Source organism: Thalassospira sp., from assembly GCF_048059015.1.
Taxonomy (GTDB): Bacteria; Pseudomonadota; Alphaproteobacteria; order Rhodospirillales; family Thalassospiraceae; genus Thalassospira.
Map to the genome: position 1 here is coordinate 325,751 of NZ_JBLLNT010000003.1, position 15,780 is coordinate 341,530.

The 15,780-nt window shown below is 55.4% G+C and carries 30 protein-coding genes; 12 read left to right on the plus strand and 18 right to left on the minus strand.

Annotated elements, in window-relative coordinates; translation table 11 throughout:
* Nucleotides 1-43: 43 nt before the first annotated feature.
* Both ACMZ66_RS05410 and ACMZ66_RS05415 read right to left on the minus strand, forming a co-directional pair.
* Nucleotides 44-229, minus strand: coding sequence for a hypothetical protein (locus ACMZ66_RS05410; protein WP_416935169.1), 186 nt, complete (start codon nt 227-229; stop codon nt 44-46).
* A 104-nt stretch (nt 230-333) separates the two neighbouring features.
* Nucleotides 334-726, minus strand: coding sequence for a hypothetical protein (locus tag ACMZ66_RS05415; RefSeq protein WP_416935171.1), 393 nt, complete (start codon nt 724-726; stop codon nt 334-336).
* Between the two features lie 80 nt (nt 727-806).
* Here ACMZ66_RS05415 and ACMZ66_RS05420 point away from each other — a divergent pair, with 80 nt between their 5' ends.
* The gene (locus tag ACMZ66_RS05420) at nt 807-995 is read left to right on the plus strand and encodes a hypothetical protein (RefSeq protein ID WP_416935173.1); all 189 of its coding nucleotides are present in this window, start codon (nt 807-809) and stop codon (nt 993-995) included.
* Between the two features lie 80 nt (nt 996-1,075).
* Here ACMZ66_RS05420 and ACMZ66_RS05425 read toward each other — a convergent pair whose 3' ends face one another.
* The 16 genes from ACMZ66_RS05425 to ACMZ66_RS05500 all read right to left on the minus strand — a co-directional run bounded on the left by ACMZ66_RS05425 (nt 1,076) and on the right by ACMZ66_RS05500 (nt 9,767).
* Nucleotides 1,076-1,420 carry a Gp49 family protein gene (locus tag ACMZ66_RS05425; RefSeq protein WP_416935175.1) on the minus strand — a complete coding sequence of 115 codons (345 nt, stop codon included), beginning with the start codon at nt 1,418-1,420 and terminating at the stop codon, nt 1,076-1,078.
* 740 nt (nt 1,421-2,160) lie between these two features.
* The gene (locus tag ACMZ66_RS05430; RefSeq protein WP_416935177.1) at nt 2,161-2,454 is read right to left on the minus strand and encodes a hypothetical protein; all 294 of its coding nucleotides are present in this window, start codon (nt 2,452-2,454) and stop codon (nt 2,161-2,163) included.
* Entirely contained in the window at nt 2,430-2,960 is a 531-nt protein-coding gene (locus tag ACMZ66_RS05435) for a hypothetical protein (protein ID WP_416935179.1), read from the minus strand. The genes ACMZ66_RS05430 and ACMZ66_RS05435 overlap by 25 nt, the downstream gene beginning before the upstream one ends.
* Nucleotides 2,961-3,105: 145 nt before the next feature.
* Nucleotides 3,106-3,378, minus strand: a complete 273-nt coding sequence (locus tag ACMZ66_RS05440) for a hypothetical protein (protein WP_416935181.1) — start codon at nt 3,376-3,378, stop codon at nt 3,106-3,108.
* A complete protein-coding gene (locus tag ACMZ66_RS05445; RefSeq protein ID WP_416935183.1) occupies nt 3,375-3,587 on the minus strand; it encodes a hypothetical protein in 213 nt (70 codons plus the stop codon). Before ACMZ66_RS05445 ends, ACMZ66_RS05440 begins: the two co-directional genes overlap by 4 nt.
* Before the next feature lie 8 nt (nt 3,588-3,595).
* Nucleotides 3,596-4,012, minus strand: a complete 417-nt coding sequence (locus ACMZ66_RS05450) for a hypothetical protein (RefSeq protein ID WP_416935185.1) — start codon at nt 4,010-4,012, stop codon at nt 3,596-3,598.
* A 56-nt stretch (nt 4,013-4,068) separates the two neighbouring features.
* On the minus strand, nt 4,069-4,743 hold the full coding sequence (locus ACMZ66_RS05455) for a hypothetical protein (RefSeq protein WP_416935187.1): 675 nt from the start codon (nt 4,741-4,743) through the stop codon (nt 4,069-4,071).
* The gene (locus ACMZ66_RS05460; RefSeq protein ID WP_416935189.1) at nt 4,733-5,560 is read right to left on the minus strand and encodes a YdaU family protein; all 828 of its coding nucleotides are present in this window, start codon (nt 5,558-5,560) and stop codon (nt 4,733-4,735) included. The genes ACMZ66_RS05455 and ACMZ66_RS05460 overlap by 11 nt, the downstream gene beginning before the upstream one ends.
* The gene (locus ACMZ66_RS05465) at nt 5,557-6,111 is read right to left on the minus strand and encodes an MT-A70 family methyltransferase (protein ID WP_416935191.1); all 555 of its coding nucleotides are present in this window, start codon (nt 6,109-6,111) and stop codon (nt 5,557-5,559) included. The genes ACMZ66_RS05460 and ACMZ66_RS05465 overlap by 4 nt, the downstream gene beginning before the upstream one ends.
* The gene (locus ACMZ66_RS05470; RefSeq protein WP_416935193.1) at nt 6,111-6,599 is read right to left on the minus strand and encodes a helix-turn-helix domain-containing protein; all 489 of its coding nucleotides are present in this window, start codon (nt 6,597-6,599) and stop codon (nt 6,111-6,113) included. Before ACMZ66_RS05470 ends, ACMZ66_RS05465 begins: the two co-directional genes overlap by 1 nt.
* A complete protein-coding gene (locus ACMZ66_RS05475) occupies nt 6,596-7,003 on the minus strand; it encodes a hypothetical protein (RefSeq protein ID WP_416935195.1) in 408 nt (135 codons plus the stop codon). The genes ACMZ66_RS05470 and ACMZ66_RS05475 overlap by 4 nt, the downstream gene beginning before the upstream one ends.
* A complete protein-coding gene (locus tag ACMZ66_RS05480; RefSeq protein WP_416935197.1) occupies nt 7,000-7,245 on the minus strand; it encodes a hypothetical protein in 246 nt (81 codons plus the stop codon). Before ACMZ66_RS05480 ends, ACMZ66_RS05475 begins: the two co-directional genes overlap by 4 nt.
* Nucleotides 7,242-7,706, minus strand: a complete 465-nt coding sequence (locus ACMZ66_RS05485) for a crossover junction endodeoxyribonuclease RuvC (protein ID WP_416935199.1) — start codon at nt 7,704-7,706, stop codon at nt 7,242-7,244. The genes ACMZ66_RS05480 and ACMZ66_RS05485 overlap by 4 nt, the downstream gene beginning before the upstream one ends.
* Before the next feature lie 2 nt (nt 7,707-7,708).
* Nucleotides 7,709-8,206, minus strand: coding sequence for a hypothetical protein (locus ACMZ66_RS05490; protein ID WP_416935201.1), 498 nt, complete (start codon nt 8,204-8,206; stop codon nt 7,709-7,711).
* Nucleotides 8,207-8,799: 593 nt separating this feature from the next.
* Complete coding sequence (locus ACMZ66_RS05495; RefSeq protein WP_416935203.1) at nt 8,800-9,306, minus strand: hypothetical protein; 507 nt, start codon at nt 9,304-9,306, stop codon at nt 8,800-8,802.
* 263 nt (nt 9,307-9,569) lie between these two features.
* A complete protein-coding gene (locus ACMZ66_RS05500; protein WP_416935205.1) occupies nt 9,570-9,767 on the minus strand; it encodes a helix-turn-helix domain-containing protein in 198 nt (65 codons plus the stop codon).
* A gap of 49 nt (nt 9,768-9,816) precedes the next feature.
* Between ACMZ66_RS05500 and ACMZ66_RS05505 the strand changes: the two genes are divergently transcribed.
* From ACMZ66_RS05505 to ACMZ66_RS05555, 11 genes are all read left to right on the plus strand, one after another.
* Entirely contained in the window at nt 9,817-10,221 is a 405-nt protein-coding gene (locus ACMZ66_RS05505) for a helix-turn-helix domain-containing protein (RefSeq protein WP_416935207.1), read from the plus strand.
* Nucleotides 10,191-10,547 carry a S24 family peptidase gene (locus tag ACMZ66_RS05510; protein WP_416935209.1) on the plus strand — a complete coding sequence of 119 codons (357 nt, stop codon included), beginning with the start codon at nt 10,191-10,193 and terminating at the stop codon, nt 10,545-10,547. The genes ACMZ66_RS05505 and ACMZ66_RS05510 overlap by 31 nt, the downstream gene beginning before the upstream one ends.
* Before the next feature lie 192 nt (nt 10,548-10,739).
* Nucleotides 10,740-11,066 (plus strand): hypothetical protein, encoded by a 327-nt coding sequence (locus ACMZ66_RS05515; RefSeq protein WP_416935211.1) that lies wholly within the window; start codon nt 10,740-10,742, stop codon nt 11,064-11,066.
* Between the two features lie 67 nt (nt 11,067-11,133).
* Nucleotides 11,134-12,138 (plus strand): hypothetical protein, encoded by a 1,005-nt coding sequence (locus ACMZ66_RS05520; protein WP_416935213.1) that lies wholly within the window; start codon nt 11,134-11,136, stop codon nt 12,136-12,138.
* A gap of 244 nt (nt 12,139-12,382) precedes the next feature.
* Nucleotides 12,383-12,526: a hypothetical protein gene (locus ACMZ66_RS05525; protein ID WP_416935215.1), complete on the plus strand. Its 144-nt coding sequence runs from the start codon at nt 12,383-12,385 to the stop codon at nt 12,524-12,526.
* Complete coding sequence (locus tag ACMZ66_RS05530; RefSeq protein WP_416935217.1) at nt 12,523-12,783, plus strand: hypothetical protein; 261 nt, start codon at nt 12,523-12,525, stop codon at nt 12,781-12,783. Before ACMZ66_RS05525 ends, ACMZ66_RS05530 begins: the two co-directional genes overlap by 4 nt.
* Complete coding sequence (locus ACMZ66_RS05535; RefSeq protein WP_416935219.1) at nt 12,780-12,998, plus strand: hypothetical protein; 219 nt, start codon at nt 12,780-12,782, stop codon at nt 12,996-12,998. Before ACMZ66_RS05530 ends, ACMZ66_RS05535 begins: the two co-directional genes overlap by 4 nt.
* 67 nt (nt 12,999-13,065) lie before the next feature.
* Nucleotides 13,066-13,422, plus strand: a complete 357-nt coding sequence (locus tag ACMZ66_RS05540) for a hypothetical protein (RefSeq protein WP_416935221.1) — start codon at nt 13,066-13,068, stop codon at nt 13,420-13,422.
* A complete protein-coding gene (locus ACMZ66_RS05545; protein ID WP_416935223.1) occupies nt 13,419-14,561 on the plus strand; it encodes a PD-(D/E)XK nuclease-like domain-containing protein in 1,143 nt (380 codons plus the stop codon). Before ACMZ66_RS05540 ends, ACMZ66_RS05545 begins: the two co-directional genes overlap by 4 nt.
* Before the next feature lie 10 nt (nt 14,562-14,571).
* Nucleotides 14,572-15,456: a recombinase RecT gene (locus tag ACMZ66_RS05550; protein WP_416935225.1), complete on the plus strand. Its 885-nt coding sequence runs from the start codon at nt 14,572-14,574 to the stop codon at nt 15,454-15,456.
* Entirely contained in the window at nt 15,456-15,767 is a 312-nt protein-coding gene (locus tag ACMZ66_RS05555; RefSeq protein WP_416935227.1) for a hypothetical protein, read from the plus strand. The genes ACMZ66_RS05550 and ACMZ66_RS05555 overlap by 1 nt, the downstream gene beginning before the upstream one ends.
* Nucleotides 15,768-15,780 lie beyond the last annotated feature (13 nt).

Sequence of the window (15,780 nt, forward strand, 5' to 3'; positions counted from 1 at the left end):
GGCAAGGCAGACCAGGACGATGAAAACAACAGCGATTTTCATGTCAGTCCTCACCACTCCAACGCACCCGCTCGATCTGAACGTGGTAATCCACACCATCGACCGTGACCCAGATGTCACCTGTTTCAACCAGGCCAGAACTTCGGCCCATATCAACCGCTGTTCCCTCGTCGCAAACTTCCTCAAGCTTTTCAGCCACAGTGTCACGGAATTGGAACAGCGCGTTCATGTCACTCCCCTTTCAAAAGCCGCTTTACGGCACGAAACGGCCAGACCACGGCATAGACGATCAGGATCAGCAGGGAGGTCAGTGGGTTGTTCGTGTTGTCCATGTCAGTTCCCGTTCCCGTACAGCGCATTGATTGCGTCTGCTCGTTTGTCTGGCGAGAGGTTGCGGGTCATCCATGTGGTGAAGTCCGGGTTATCCGCGATAACACAGCACATGCCGTTGGTGATGTTGGTCACGCCGCGTTCTTCCTCGGTCTCATCGCCAACCGACCAAACCCACCAGATCGCGTGCATGACTTCGTGAAGAAGGGTGTTTACCGCTTCTGGCCCAGCAAGATGATTTGAAATCTTGATAACGCTACGGACGTGGTCGCACGACCCTAACTTGTCACCGCAGTTGCGCCGTTCTTCTTCGTCCATGAGGTGGACGCGGTACCGCTGGTACCCCACCTTGATTTCAGTAGGGAAGCTATTGCACCATTTGTCCATCACTTCCACCCCGCCAAATCCTCATAGCGCAGCAGAACAGCCACAACGGGCCGTTCACCGCAGCTTGAGCAACGGAGCCTTTCCTTCACTTGTTTCAGGGTTTCGCCGCCTCGGTGTCGCTTGCAGATGTCCTGCCAAAGCATCACGCGGCGTTTGCGACCGCACCGGCATTCGCAGCCTATCGCGGCGTATTGGCGACGGTTCCAGATGGTTCCTATCGCGGTGTTGTCGAGTTCTTCCATGTCGGGCCTCTTGGCCCTGTCCCTGCTTTCAGATAGCGGAACGGGTGGAGAACTTCAAGGCGCTTCGGGACCGCTGGTCAGGCGGCCCCGACTGATCGCGAGCGTGACGATCAGGATTATTGGTCGGCAGGTTTTGCGATAAGTTCTTCGTAACTTGCAGCTTCGGCCAATGCGCTACGCAGGCGATAGCCTTCAAGCTTCCAGATCTGATTGCGCGCATTGTCACGGGCAATCTTGCGGCCGATTTCACGGTCAAAGTTGTCCGGGCTGGCGCAGGCGCTTTCGCCGACAACATGAAAACCATTCTTCAAGGTAAGCGCGCAGACGGTCAGCGTCGTGCCAGGGAATACGTGGTACTGCTCGGTCAGGATCGTGTCATCGATCTCGCCCGGCGTAATACGGGCTGCAGTCAAGCCTTTGTCAACGATCTCTTTTTCAATCTGTGCTTCATTCTCAGTCATCTATCTAATCCTCTATCTGAAACGAAAAACGGCGGCCCGCGGTACTAGCGCGATGCCGCCGTCCATAGAACCCCACGAGAGGTTCTGTTTACATCCATCCAACTGATGCATTGCTTGTTACGGCGATGTCATATGCCCGATGGAAGGGCCTCGTTCCCGGTGTTCCGGGTATTCCGGCTGGCCGCTCACATGCCGCTGTTTAACTGCTCCGCCCTATGTCTTCAGGTGACGAAACGAGCAGTACCAACCTTGCTCCCCACAGTGGCACTATGGGACGAGCAATTTGCATAATCTGCAATTTGGCTGATTGCTCCACCGGGAACCACCCGCGCCCCGCTCTTGCACTCTCGCATTCCCAACGGCCAAGCGCGGCTGGAACATCCGTCGGTACTATCAGTGAAGTCGGCACATGCGACCTGTCACGGTCAGCAGCGGATGCCGAGCAAAACAAAACCCGCCGGATCGCTCCAAGCGGGTGAATGAGGACAGAGGCGTAATCGATCGTACCATCCAGCAGCGGATCAGCAGCGGCCCCGGCCATGTTGTGTTTTCGCGCAGCCTTCAACGCTTCAATCAGCGTCCTACCGTTCCCGAGCCTTCGCAAAGGACTGCACGAATCAAAAATGCGCCCCCGGTTTCCCGTAGGCGCAATTCTTAAACTCTACAGATTTCATGGCATAAATTGCCCCCGAGGTCAAGAGTTCGTTCTCAAACTGTTCGGGTTGGGTTCTGGGTTTGTGTCACGAGCAATAAAGGCTGCGCACCCAATCGTTACCGAAAAGCTGAAGGATAAATCCCGCCAACAGCAGCAAAATTCCAGTGTTCGACAGCGCTTTGTTTCGCGCATAGCCTTTGTTGTTGTCGACCTTGATCGGGTTGTCGTCCTTTAGGTTAAGAGCGAGACCAACTTCTTTGCTGTACTTAGGCGCAATCCCAAAGAAGAAAATCAACACCGCCCCAACGATATCCATCAAAAGGCCTATCGCAGACAGCATGGCTCCGTTGCTCATCATCCCCACCTCTTCAATCGGCAAAACTCTTCCAACACCTCTACGAGGTTGTTAAGCGCCCAACCTTTGCGCTTTCTGCGGGTTTCGTCAACGTAGGATGCAGAGTGGCACTCTCCGATGATCTCGATTGCAGCGGCATGACGGATGAACCGGTCGGGATGATCAACGGCACCCATCACCCGGTCGGCCCATTCCAGGTAATCGCGCTTCAACCCGCTGATATACTCCTGAAACAATTCCTCATCGCTCTTGCCCGCCATCAGGTCAAGGTCTTCGCCAAGCCGCGCAACCTTGACCCGGACCTGCCCCGTGATGACGAGATAGCCTCGTGCAATCCGATCAAATGCCCGCTCACATGGCAACGGACTGCGTTCCATGGCATCGAACAACCGTCGATCCTGCTTACGGCGCGTCGCGCCTTGTTTGGTCCGGGTGCCGCTGATTTTGATGATGACGGTATCGGTTGCCTGATCTTCGTCAAGCTGGACCGGTCGAAAACGCTGCTCTGTCTTGGTGGCCTGCTCCGCCATATCTGCTCCTGCTCCAAACCTTGAAATACGAAATCGACGCTAGATGTGTTTTTCTGCCCGTGTGGCGCGTTTGCGCTCCTGATATCCACTGATAGCCAAAATTACTCTAGCCGCACCTCAGCGGTCGAAATACGCGCCGCAATCGTTATTCCCTCGGTCCAATCGGCTCCGGCCCGCTGCCGAAGGGGTTGAAGCCGTCGTCATCAGACGGCCCAACCAGCAGGCATTGAATGTCGACCATGTTTCCGAGAAGTTTCGGCGGAACGGAGCCACCGTCGCGATCAGGCGCCTGATACGGGAACGTGTGCGCCGACACAGTGACCGGCGTGTATGGCGCAAAGCCCGTTAGGTGTGGCGTGATTTCCTTGGCAAGATCGGCGCAGGCCTTGTGGAGTTTTGCGTTGGTTTCTGGTTTCATTCCCCCCTCCACAGCTTGCCGATATCCATATGCAGCACAACGAAATCCACAGCGACCTCAGAGAAGTTTTGCTTGGCTGAACTGAGCAGATCACACAGCGTTTCCCACAATGCATGGGCAATCATCAGGATGGTTGCCACCGGAATAGAGATTGCGTACAGCGGAACAATACAAGTCCGACGAAGCCAGATGTTTTGGATGTTTTTCACGCGGAACCTCACGCTGCACCGCCTTTCAGGGCTTCACGGGCCTTGATCTGCCACCACAGCAAGTCGGTGGTCTGAGTGGGGCTTGAAATGTCGGTAAGAAACGCCCGCAGCCGTTCGATCTCGGCGGATTGGGTGTTGATCTGTTCCTGAAAACGCTCGACCGATGCCACAAGACGATCACCGCAGTTGCCGTGGTCGCTGTCTCCATCGAACCACTGATCGGCCATCAAGATAGCCATCTCAACGCGACCATATTCGGCATCAAGTTTGCGGAATTTGATGATCTCGTCCGCAGCATCATGCAACAACCGATGAGGCCATTTGATCTCTGCGTTGGGATGGCCGACGCATTTCGCCCGAAGCTCGGCAACGATATCCCGGTCATTTTTCGCCTCGTCACTGCCCATGGGGTTATTTTCACTCATCGCATCCTCCTTTAGGGTCCGAAATCTATTCGTGGTCATGAGGCAAAAGCCTTGGTTTATGCGGGTTGCGCGTGGAACTGTTGCGCCTTCTCAAACTCGTCTTTCGGCATTTTCTTCACCTCAAGCCTTGCCCCGAAACCTTCATCGGTCTGACGCTTGAAGCACTCCATGGCCCTTGCCGGTACTTCGATTTCGATACGCCCAAGGGATTGACCGCGGCGGTAAAGATCGCGGGCTTCGTGAAGGTCTTCGTTGGGTGCCGTCCAAACCATGTAACCCGTTGCGGCTCGATCGAACGCCATGCGGGGAGGTCGTGACATCTTGGCCGAAAGAACACCTTGCGCCATCACCCAAGCCGCAGCCTGCAGGTATTCGCGCAACATCGCCTGCCCTGCTCGGGTCTTGATCTGTTCGAACAGCGGTTTGCAGTTCGCGATAATGCGGCCGCGTTCGCCGTTGGCCATGTCACGGGCGCGGTCGTAGAAATGCTTCGGCTTGACCGTCTCGGTCTTTTGGGCCGGGCGGTGTTTGTCGTAAGCGATTTTGATCTGGTTGACGCTGGGCCGGTCCGGACATTCATCGACCAGTCCGTCAATCGCCTTGTTTAGGATCTTCGGATCAAGCCCGTTTAGCCGGTCCTCGTATTCGACCTTGGCGATGTTCGACAACGGATAGCGCCAGGCGGCGTTAATGCGTTCAACGGCTGTGATAATCTCGGGATCAGTTGACATTCTCGACCTCCTCACCTCGCGATGCGGCAAGACGCTTTCGGAAATCGGCCTTTTCGGCCTCCTCGGCGTCTTTGCGGGTTTTCTCTCGATCAACGGGGAATTGCGTCAGGTTCGAACGTGCGCCGTTGCGCAGAACCTTGGCCACGTAAGCCGGTGGTGATGACGCTGCTGCGATTTGGGCCTGAGCTATCGCGCCCCTGACCTGATCGGCTGGGTATGCCTTCAGCCATTCGTTGATCAGTCTCGGCGCTTGCGTCTCGGTCGAACCGGTTGCGATGAGGTAATCCCGACCTTCGCTTTCGATCCAGATTTCATCATCGTCACGCGCCTGCGCGTCTGAGATAGATGATAATTTATTATTATCTATCTCTGTTGGGCTGTTGGGTTGTTGGGAAGGATGTTCCCAGGATTGGTCCGTGGTGTTATCCGTGGAAATATCCGTTTCGTTATTTTCCAGTGGCTTATCTGATTTTTTGCCTTTTTTACGGTCAGACTGTTGCTTAACCTGTCGTTCAACGTAACCCGCTTCTTCTCGTAACCTCTTAATGAAAACGACCCCGTTTTCGGACGTCAAAAACGGACGAATTGCAGGTCCAATTCTGCTGTTCCAAAGTCGGGTTGACACCTTCGCGACACGGGCAAGACGCGCATCATCATCGGGCAGCGAACAATCTTCCTGAGACCACATCGCCATAATGATCAGCATGTAAGCGCCAATCTCATCGGTCTGCAGGTGCTGGGTCTTGCGATGGAACGCATCGATCCATAGCGGGCAAGGCCGGTTTGCGCGTGATCTGGCGGCGTTAAATTTGCTCATTCCGCAGCCTCCGCGTCGAACTTTCCGACCTCATTGCCCCACGCATCCCAACCCGGACGGGTCTGGCGCGCGAAAAGCTCCAGATACGGGCCATCAAACAGCCCTTCGATCAGGTCATAGGCGCAGTCAGGCTTGCGACTGTGTTCGCGTACCTGTGCCTCGATAAGGTTGCGTGTTGAACGGTTATTGATGGACGGCTTGCCGCGCGTCCCGACAAGGAACAACTCGGCAGCGCTGCGAAAGACATAGCCGGTACCGAAAGGGGTTTTGCCGTGCTTGGTCTTCTTGTGCCAGGCGCCGCCTGATTTGTATTTGAAGCCCCATGCCGCCATCAGATCGATCGCTTCGGGCAGCATCGGGAAGGTCGCCCACATGAAACAGACTGAGTCTTTGCCCGCCGCGAATTCGACCGGAATGCGCTTGATCTCATCAATGCTTTCGCAGCCGTAATGCGCCTGCGGTGATTTCTCCAATCCCTTGTCGGAAAAGGTTTTGAACGGCCACGGCGGGTCGGCATAAATCACGCCATATTTGAGGGACGGGAATTGCATCACGAAATCACCTCCGCGCCGGAACGCTCAAGGTAATAGCCGCGCGTATTCACGGTAATGATGGATAGCTCGGAACCGACGTAAGACAGCTTCTCGCGCAACCGGGATAGCTGGTGTTTGAACACATCAACCCAATAATCCGGCATTTCGTCCGGATCAGGCCAAAGGACTTCGCAAATCTCTTCGGTTGTCTTGATATGCCCCGGGTGCTGACGGCACAGAAATCCAAATATCGCCATTTGTTCCGGCGTGACGATCACCGCACCTTTAGACGCAGCCAGAACAATCCGGTCGCATTCTCGCGGGAAAATGATGCGTGTGGTCGAAAACTTACGATGAAATGCCTTACGAACGACTTGCTCAGACCAATGCGCATGACCGGTTGGTCGCCCACGACGCGGATTAAGCAAGCTCGGCGCCTTGCGAAGTGAGGCATTCCGCGCAGTATCCGGCCTGATTGACCAGTCGCGTGTTGTGATGCTGTTCATTGTGGCAACTCCATGCCAGCACGGCGCATCAGCTCGATGCCCGTGATTGGCGTGCGACCGATGAAGCACATGCCGGTGCATCCGTCATAGAATGCGCCTGCCACCTTTTCGGCGGCTTCCTCGAACAGGTTCGGCTTGTCTTGCTGGATAGCGACCTGAACCGGCTTGTAACGTTTCGCCAGGCGGGCGTCAGGTCGGCCGTGATTGGGCTTGCGCTGCGGCGGCGGTAAATCCCCACCTGCCAATGCAACGGAACGTGACGCAGTTTGACGGGACGCAAAATCAAACCGATCGATCAGCGCGTCAAGGATCTCGTTGCGCTTCTTGCCCTCGGCCATCATGCGGTTTGCAATATCGACAACGGTTTCGCGTTGCTCTTGAGAAAGGCGATCACCACGGTTCATTGTGCTTCACCCCGCTTCGCATGAACGTAATCGGGATCGGCTTTGCCAACGATGCCTGCGGCGTTGGTCGCGGCCAGTTCTTCAAGAAGGCTTTCCGCACACTTGGCGCGATACTTACCCATGGCGCGCGTGTCTTTGCGTTTACGAGCATCAAGCGCACCTTGGCGGTTTTTGCTGTATTTGCGCTGGGCGGCGAATGCATCGGCAAAAGCCTGCCGTTCATCAGGGCTGATCTGGTTCATAGCAAAACTCCGTTCTGCTCCTTCGCCCAATACAAAAGGGCGATGGCGTCTGCTTCGTTGTCGTCTTTTGGGGAATGTCCGCGCTTGCGTGCCGCAGCGATCATTGCGTCTTTCTTGGCGTTGCCTTTGCCTGTCGCGTGTTTTTTGATCGTGCCGACGGGAACGCCTTCATAGGCGATCTTGTTTTCCTCACACCACGCGGTCAGATGAGCCAAAAGACCGCCATAGACATGCGCAGCATCGGTGCCGGTGTGGCGTCGAACTTCCTCGAAATACACGGCGTCCAATTGCCCGTGCATATAGAGAATTTCCTGCAACCACCGGCGGAATTTGAGGTATCGCATCCCCCCGCCCTCGAAACGGCCGGCAGAGAAGTTCTTGGACCCGCTATCGATCGGTTTTGATCCGATAATCGAAGCCCAGCCGGTTGTCGTTCCGAGGTCGAGGGAAAGGATTTTCATAATCAGGCCGCCTCGTTTTCTTTTTCGAGGTCGTCGGCGTGATGTTCGTCAATGCCTTCGGCGTTGTCGTCACCATCAAGCAAATCACGCTGATCTGGTTCGGGTTGCGGCATATCGCCGCCGTCAAAGTCATCCTTTGAACCGGCAACAACCAACAGAACGCATTGACCCTGTGCGTCGAACAGGGCATGACGGTCTTCGGCGCTCTTGGACATGGAAACCACGCCCTTAATACCGTCTTTGATCGTCACCTGATCGAGCTGGGCCGTGATCACCGTGCGCCCCTGCCGTGCAATGGCGCGAATGGCATGGTTGATCAGGTTTTCGCTGTGCTCCGAAAGACGGGCGATGAATTCCTTCTGCTCGTCTTCGCTCATTTCCTGCCAGGTCTTCGGCGCGTTGCGGAACCAGTCGCAGACGGCACGGCAATAATCGCCTTTCAGGTTGCTGGCGACTTCACCGATTTCGCTTTCAGGCACTTCTTCATGGGTTTCAGACATTCGGTATGCTCCTCAATGAAAATTCTTGTTTGCTCGTTTCGCCTTTGCACTTGCTGGTCATGCAGTGACCAAACTCGGCGGTGTGGTGCGGCGTGCCTCTGCCAGAAGGCTCAGTCACAGCGGCTTTGATCTTCCGAACTCCCTCTTGGAACCTTTCGGTTTTCAACCTTCAGGCGGAGAATCAGGGAGGGCTTCATGGAACAGGATGCTTTTGGCTACATCGTCCGCCGCACCAATCAGCAGACCGTGATCTGCTCGTTGCTAAGGCGGTGCCGGGGCTTGTCGCGGGCGACAGGGGAAGGCCCCGGCACAGGTCAGAGAGGGTGCAGGCATTACCCTGCGCGGTTCATGGCTTCCTCCGTTGTCATATGCAGCGCCATTTCGCCTCGCGCGGCCCGCTGCCCGACCTTTCCCAAAATGCCCTTACCTGTCCGGGCCAGACTTTCACCCCAAATGCCCGCCCCAATCTTCAAATCGGGGTCGGGCTTGTTGCGCGGGCTGCCATTTCACCAGACCAGCGCCATTGGCTGGCGGTGAAGATGGGTTGCGTCTTTCGGAGGGTCAGAACCGTGCATGGTGGCCTCCTTTGCTGCTCAGGATGCTTTGTTGATGTTCGTGACGTTGCCCTTCTTGCGGATCGCCTGAATGTCGCGGCGCTTGGCTTCAAGGACTTCAATCGCTTCACAGATCGCCGTTTCGACCTGATCGCATTCATAGGGAATGATTGCTTCACCGCCCGGGCTGTCTGGATGGGTTGCGGCGCGCAACTCGGCACTGATATTACCGACCTTCTCGACCGCATCGGCCAGCCGTTCCAAAAGGTTGCCTGGCTGGTGATTGATGGCATGACCAAGATGCTGCTCAACCGCGTCCTGAAACGCTGTCAGGAACTGCGGGGCATGGCCGTGACCAAGCAGCACAGCCTCAAGCGCTGCTGCATCGACACACCGGATTTCAACGGCATGATCATCGGGATCGCTGGCACGACGCAGTAGCGACATGCTCTTGCCAGTCGCGCCTTTCACATCGTCATCAGACAGGACAGCAACGGCAAAGGCCGCGGCACTGTGAAACGTTCTGGCTTTACGGGGCTTGGTCATTGGAAATCTGCGCTCCGATTACAAAGGACGCTGTTGCGTCAAACAGTTATCTTTCAACTTGTCCGGTTTGCTCCCCGGGCTGCTCTGCTCTCCGAAAAAAGACCCGAGGGGCTAAGGGGGTTGCGGCCCCTCGGGCAAGTTTCGTAAAGGGAGGTCATTCACGTCTGGAAGACGTAGGACCGGGTAACAACGGCCCCTTGCCACATAACGGCGTGGCCCCGATGCCCGGCTACGTAAGGGGAAGAAAACGCGCCGGTAATGCTTTAGGCAACGAGGTCGTAGAAGTCTGTTGGGCTGACCTTGCCGTTTGTCACTTGGTGGATTTTGGCCATCACATCTTTGTGCGGAATGCGGTCGCCATTCTCGTATCTATGGAGCGCCATCGGCGTCACACCTATCAGAGACGAGAATTCAACCCGCGTTCCCTTGTGCTCGTCATTGAGGTATTGGCTAAGCTTCATCGTCGCCTCTAACTGTTTTGGATACATCCAACGGGAAGACTATACCAATATGGTTACAGAAACGCAAGCCATTTTGGATATCCCAATAACCAAGGGAATCTGCCATTTTGGCGACATGACGAAAAAATCTGGAAATAACATCGCCATCCTTCGCGAGGCGAAAGGCATGACCCAAAAGGAGCTGGCCGAGGCTATCGGAACCAGCCCCATGCAGATGTCTCGGCTTGAGCGCGGATTACGCGACCTGCGCCCCCACTGGATAAGGGCGCTGTGCGGAGCCTTGGATTGCTCGCCAGATCAACTGTTAGGATATGAAGCCCCTACCCTTGGGGAGACTCCACCCCTAAAGAGCCAAGCATTACAATACCTCCGGTCGATGTTGACTTCACCGCCGGGCCTCGTGACCTCCCTATCGTTGGAAATGTGCGCGGAGGAGATCAAGCGTTCTTTCTAGACAACGGAGAGGTACAGGGGATGGTTCACAGACCGGGACCACTGATCGGCGTTCCTAACGCTTTCGCCTGCTATATGACAGGAGACAGCATGGAGCCACGGTTTGAAGAGGGAGAGCTTCTTTACGTCAACCCAATCAAGCCACCACGACCGGGACACTACGTACTAATTGAACTCCAGGATCACCAAGCATACGTCAAGAAGCTAGTCAGAAGAGCTGGCGACATGGTGATTGTAGAGCAGTTCAACCCCAAGAGAGAGATAACCTACCCAGCCCAAGATGTAAGACACATCTATCGCGTAGTCGGGCAATTCACCGATCAATAACCAAAAAGAAATGACACAGCCAAACAGCCCGCCCAAATGGCGGGTTTTTTGTTGCCTTGGTTACGAGCGAACCATAAATAACCATAACGGTTAAATTTGTTATTGACGGCAAATAACCATTGTGGTTACTATAACTCATCACAGCGAGAACCGCGCCACGATCAATCAACCGGCGCAACACAGGAGAGCGTGATGAGCAACATTTATTCAGACCTCGACGATGTGGATTGCGCGGCACAGATTGCGCTGATCAAGGAAGAGCAGAACAAGTTCACCCGTGCATTGTTCAATCTGAAATTCGAACTGCTGCCATCCACCATTGATCCGGTCGCCGCCGACAAGCTGCGCGACATCCTGTCGAACCTTGAAAGCGACATGATCGGTCAAGTTCAGGACGAGATCATTTCCGAGTTGCAGGCCCGCATCGATGAAGTCCGTGAAGAGGACGAGCGCGAAGATTACCGCGCCGAAGTCCGTCACATGACCGCACAGCACATCAACATCAAAGCATCAGCTTAACCTGATCGAAGCCGGGTCGCGGCCCGGTTTTCTTGAGTGTTAACAGCAAACATTGAGGACCGTAAAAATGGAAGCAGCAGTTCAAGAAAGCACCGAACTCGTCAGACGCGAAGACCTCGTCCCTGAGGCGATTTTCAAATCGGGTGCAATCGACCCACTCCTTTCGGAAATCGCGGCAAAGGCCCGCGCTGTGCTGCCAAACGCCGATGTATCAACTGTCAAAGGCCGGAAAGAAATCGCCTCTGTGGCTTACAAGGTCGCACAGTCCAAAACGCTACTTGATGGGCTTGGCAAGGATTTGGTTGCTGGCTGGAAAGCACAGGCTACCGCTGTTGACGTGGAACGCCGTCGTGTGCGCGAATTTCTCGATAACCTGAAAGACGAAGTTCGTCAGCCGTTGACCGACTGGGAAACAGCAGAAGAACAACGCATTGCCGCCATCAAGGCCCGCATCAGCGATATCGAAGAGCTTGCCATTGATAGCAACGTCACCGTTACCGGCGCCGACGTTGACCGTCTTGACCAGCGTCTCGATCAGATCATGAAAACAGTGATCGATGAGAGCTTTGCTGAGTTCAAAGCAGATGCGGCATTGGCAAAAGACAAAGCTATTGGAACGGTTTCAGCCGCTCTTGGTGAGGCCAAGGAAGCCGCACGCATCGCAGCAGAGCAGCGCGCAGAACAGGAACGAGAAGCCGCCGAGCGTGCAGCTCGCGAAAAGGCAGAAGCCGAGGAACGCGCCAAACTTGAGGCCGAACAGAAAGAAGCTGAGCGTCAGGCATGGGAAGCGCAGGCCAAGCAGCGTGAAGAAGCCGCAGCAAAGGCCGCTGCCGAAGAGGCGGAAAACCGCGTCCGTGCCGAGGCAGAAGCCAAGGCGCGTCAGGAAGCAGCAGCCAAGGCAAAAGCCGAGGCAGACGAGGCGCACCGCATTGCCAATCAGGAACATCGCCGCACCATCAACAACGAAGCCTTGAAGGCAATCGCGGCTATCGGCGTCAGCGAAGAACAGGCAAAGGCCATCGTTCTTGCCATCTCCAACGGCGATATCCCGCACGTCAGCATGAACTACTGACCACTGACTTCACCGCAGCGCATCTGCGGGTGCGCTGTCATGAACTCAGATAGGAGCGAGTTATGAGTGAGGCAAAACATACGCCGGAGAATTGGGAAGTCACAAATCAAATAGCTGCAACGGGTATACGGTTTGGGCGCGATCATCTGATCGCAAGAAAAGTACCGACGTAGTGGCTAGTTTGTTCTTGCCTTACAGCGCGAGCGCAGAAGAACGCCGGCAGTGCGTTAAGGCCAGATCAAAGATGATTGCCGCAGCGCCTGACCTTCTTTCATCGGCAAAAGACCTGATTGCTCTAATTGAACACCCAAGCGTCGAGCATGACGAAGCATGCCCGCAGATTGTTGCAATGAAAGCAGCCATCGCCAAAGCGGAGGGCCAGTCATGACCCAAATCAACTGGTACGACCTCGCCCGCGTTGACCTGGATGACATAGACGACATGGACCCAGACCAGATCGCTCGCAACACCCCGGAAGTCCATGACGTGGAATGGGCGGACGAGCTGTCACCCCGGCATGATGTCAACCGGTTCCTGATGGTCGTCGGGACAATAACGGCCTGCGTGACCATCGTTCTCTATGCCCTGTCAGAGATGCGCGAACCTCTCGGCAAGGTCTGGGCATGGCTGGGGCTACCGTCATGATCTGCAACTCACGCCTTGCAATTGAGGCCCGTGTCGCATGGCAGCGATCCTTTGACCTGCTGACCTCAGATGACCCGGCAAAACGCATGAAAACCATGCACGAGATTAGCGAAGACATCTGGTTGCAACGCATCCGGCATCCGCTAACCGTCCAGATGGCGCGCACAGTATGCCACGTCAATTCTGATCGGATTACGCGAGGGGACGTTCAATGACCGCCATGATCCACAGATTAACGCGCCCGCTCCGGAAGTGGTGGGCACACAGAAGGATGTTTCAGTGATGAGAACCGACATTGAAGGCGTTTACGACTGGATACGCGAACCAGATAACGCGGAGTTCTTTTCATACGGGGAGCTTCTTGAGTGGGTCGAGAACCGTCCGATCTCACACGTGCTATCTGTAAAGAACGAATTGAAAGCCCAAGCCGCCCTCATCGCAGAACTGGTTGGGGCGTTGGAAAATGCACAACAGTACATACCGATCGATGCTGTCGAATGTCGTGGCGACCAGTGCCGCGAACCGTGGTGCATTTCATGCTTTGGGGAAGAAGACGCCGCCAAGGCAATCGAAGACGCGAGCAACCACAATTGCGAGATCAAGAAAGCCCTCACCAAAGCCAAGGGATCGGAGCAATGAGCCAAGCACAAGAAATCCATTACGACGCCCTGCACAACACGTTGCCAGACTTCGAGCCGTTCGAAATGCCGCAGGCAGAACCAATTCCCTTGCCCGACAACGCCTATGGCGACGGTGTGTATTTCGATCTAGCCGAAGACGTGTATCACGCGCAGCCACGCCTTTCGGCATCCGGTATCAAGGCGACACAGGCCAGCATCGAGGACTTCTGGCACGACAGTTGGATGAACCCGCTGCCGGATCGCGAGGAAAAGGACAGCTTGACACTTGGCAATGCCTATCACGCACGCATTCTGGAAGGCCGCGAGGCGCTTGATCGCCAGTTCGCCCCGATGATCAACAAGGCTGATTATCCCGACGCGCTCGAAACCATGGATCAGATGAAGAAACGACTTAAGGCGCTGGACCTAAAGGTTAGTGGCAACAAGCCGGAACTGATCGAACGGCTTAAAGATGCTGATCCTAATGTTGTGGTTTGGGATGAAATCGTTTCGGAGTACGGCAAGAAACATGCCGGGAAAACGTTTCTTCACGCTGATCAGTTGCAACGCATCGAATATGCCGCCGCCTTTATCGAAAAACACCCGACCTTGGGTAAGGCATTTCGGGGTGGATACCCGGAAGTCACGGTTCTTTGGACCGACCGCGAAACCGGCGTTCGGATGAAGTCACGGATTGACTACCTGAAACCAAGGGCAATCGTCGATCTTAAATCCTTTGCCAACAAGTCGATGAAGAACATCGAACGCGCCATCACCGGCGAGATCGCCAATTACCGCTATTTCATTCAGGCCGCAGTGTATTGCGAGGCACTGGAACAGGCAAAGGAACTGGTGAAAATGGGCAAGGTGATCGGGGATGTTGACCCGGACTGGCTCAAGCAGTGCTGCGCCACGCCTGAACATCAATTCATGTTCGTGTTCCAGAAATCAACCAAGGCCCCGCTGGTGCGGGCCCGGATTATCCCGCGTGACCGGATGCTGATCGAAAGCGGCCGGTCGGCCATGAAGATCGGCATGCGCCAGTTCCGTGAATTTTATGACCGTTTCGGCGACCAGGGGGAACCTTGGATCAATATCGAAGCCATGCAGCCGGTGAATGTCGAAGACGACGAAATCCCGGTCTGGGCGTTTGAATAGGAGGACTATCGTGACGAACCAAGTTGCAACGATTGAGAAGACCAAAGCCCCGGCCAAGGTCAATGCAGTTATCCCGCAAAACCGCACCGAGATCAGCGAGTTTTCCGTCGATCTAATCGCAGCGGGCATGGTGCCAAACAGCTACAACAAAGGCAGCGCGCAGGAAGTGCACGCCAAGCTGTGCATGTGCATTACCAAAGGCCTTGAAATCGGCATGCCGCCGATGATGGCGCTGCAATCGATCTACATCATCAACAACATCCCGGCGATCTATGGCGATGGCGCAATCGCTCTGGTTCAGCGCAGCGGCAAGATCGAATGGATGAAAGAAACCATCGAAGGAAAAGGCAGCACCGATAACTGGACCGCTGTTTGCGAGATCAAGCGCGTCGGGCAGGAAGAACCATATCGCCGCACGTTCAGCTTTGAACAAGCCAAACGCGCCAAGCTGGCGACAAAACCCGGCCCGTGGATGGCATACCCAGAACGTATGTTGCAGATGCGCGCCCGCGCCCTCGCTTTGCGTGACGGCTTTGCCGACGTGCTGTGCGGACTTGGCATCGCCGAGGAAGTGCAGGACATCCCGGTTCAACAGGAATCCGTATCAACCGCATTCCTTGACGATGGCGACGACACCGACGCTATCGAGGATCACAGCACCGAGCAGACGCAGGAAGAACAGCCTGCCGATAAGCCGAAGGCCGACCCTGAAGACTGGGCCAACAAGTTCATTGCAGCGGTGAAGGCCTGCGCGACCGTCGACGAGGTAAACGCCCTGCACACCAAACATCAGACCGTCCTTGATCGCTATGCCGATGAATACGAGGACACCTATCAGCGCATGCGTGACGCCGAAGACGCCCGCATTGAACAGCTTTCGCAGGAGGCGGCGTGATGGAAAATCAGGCACTCAAGGACATTTCTGCCGAACGTGAACGTCAGATCGATGTCGAAGGCTGGACGCTGGAGCATGATGACACGCACGACAAATGCGAGATGTCTCGCGCGGCAGCCTGCTATGCCATGTTCGCCGCCTACCCCAACGTGGCGGGCGCATTCTTTGCAAACCTGATCCTCAACATTTGGCCGTGGGACCAGAAATGGTGGAAGCCAGAAACGCGCCGCCGTGACTTGGTCAAGGCCGGTGCCCTGATCGTTGCAGAAATTGAACGGCTAGACCGGATCGAAGCAAAGACCAGCAAATAACAAAACGGCGCTG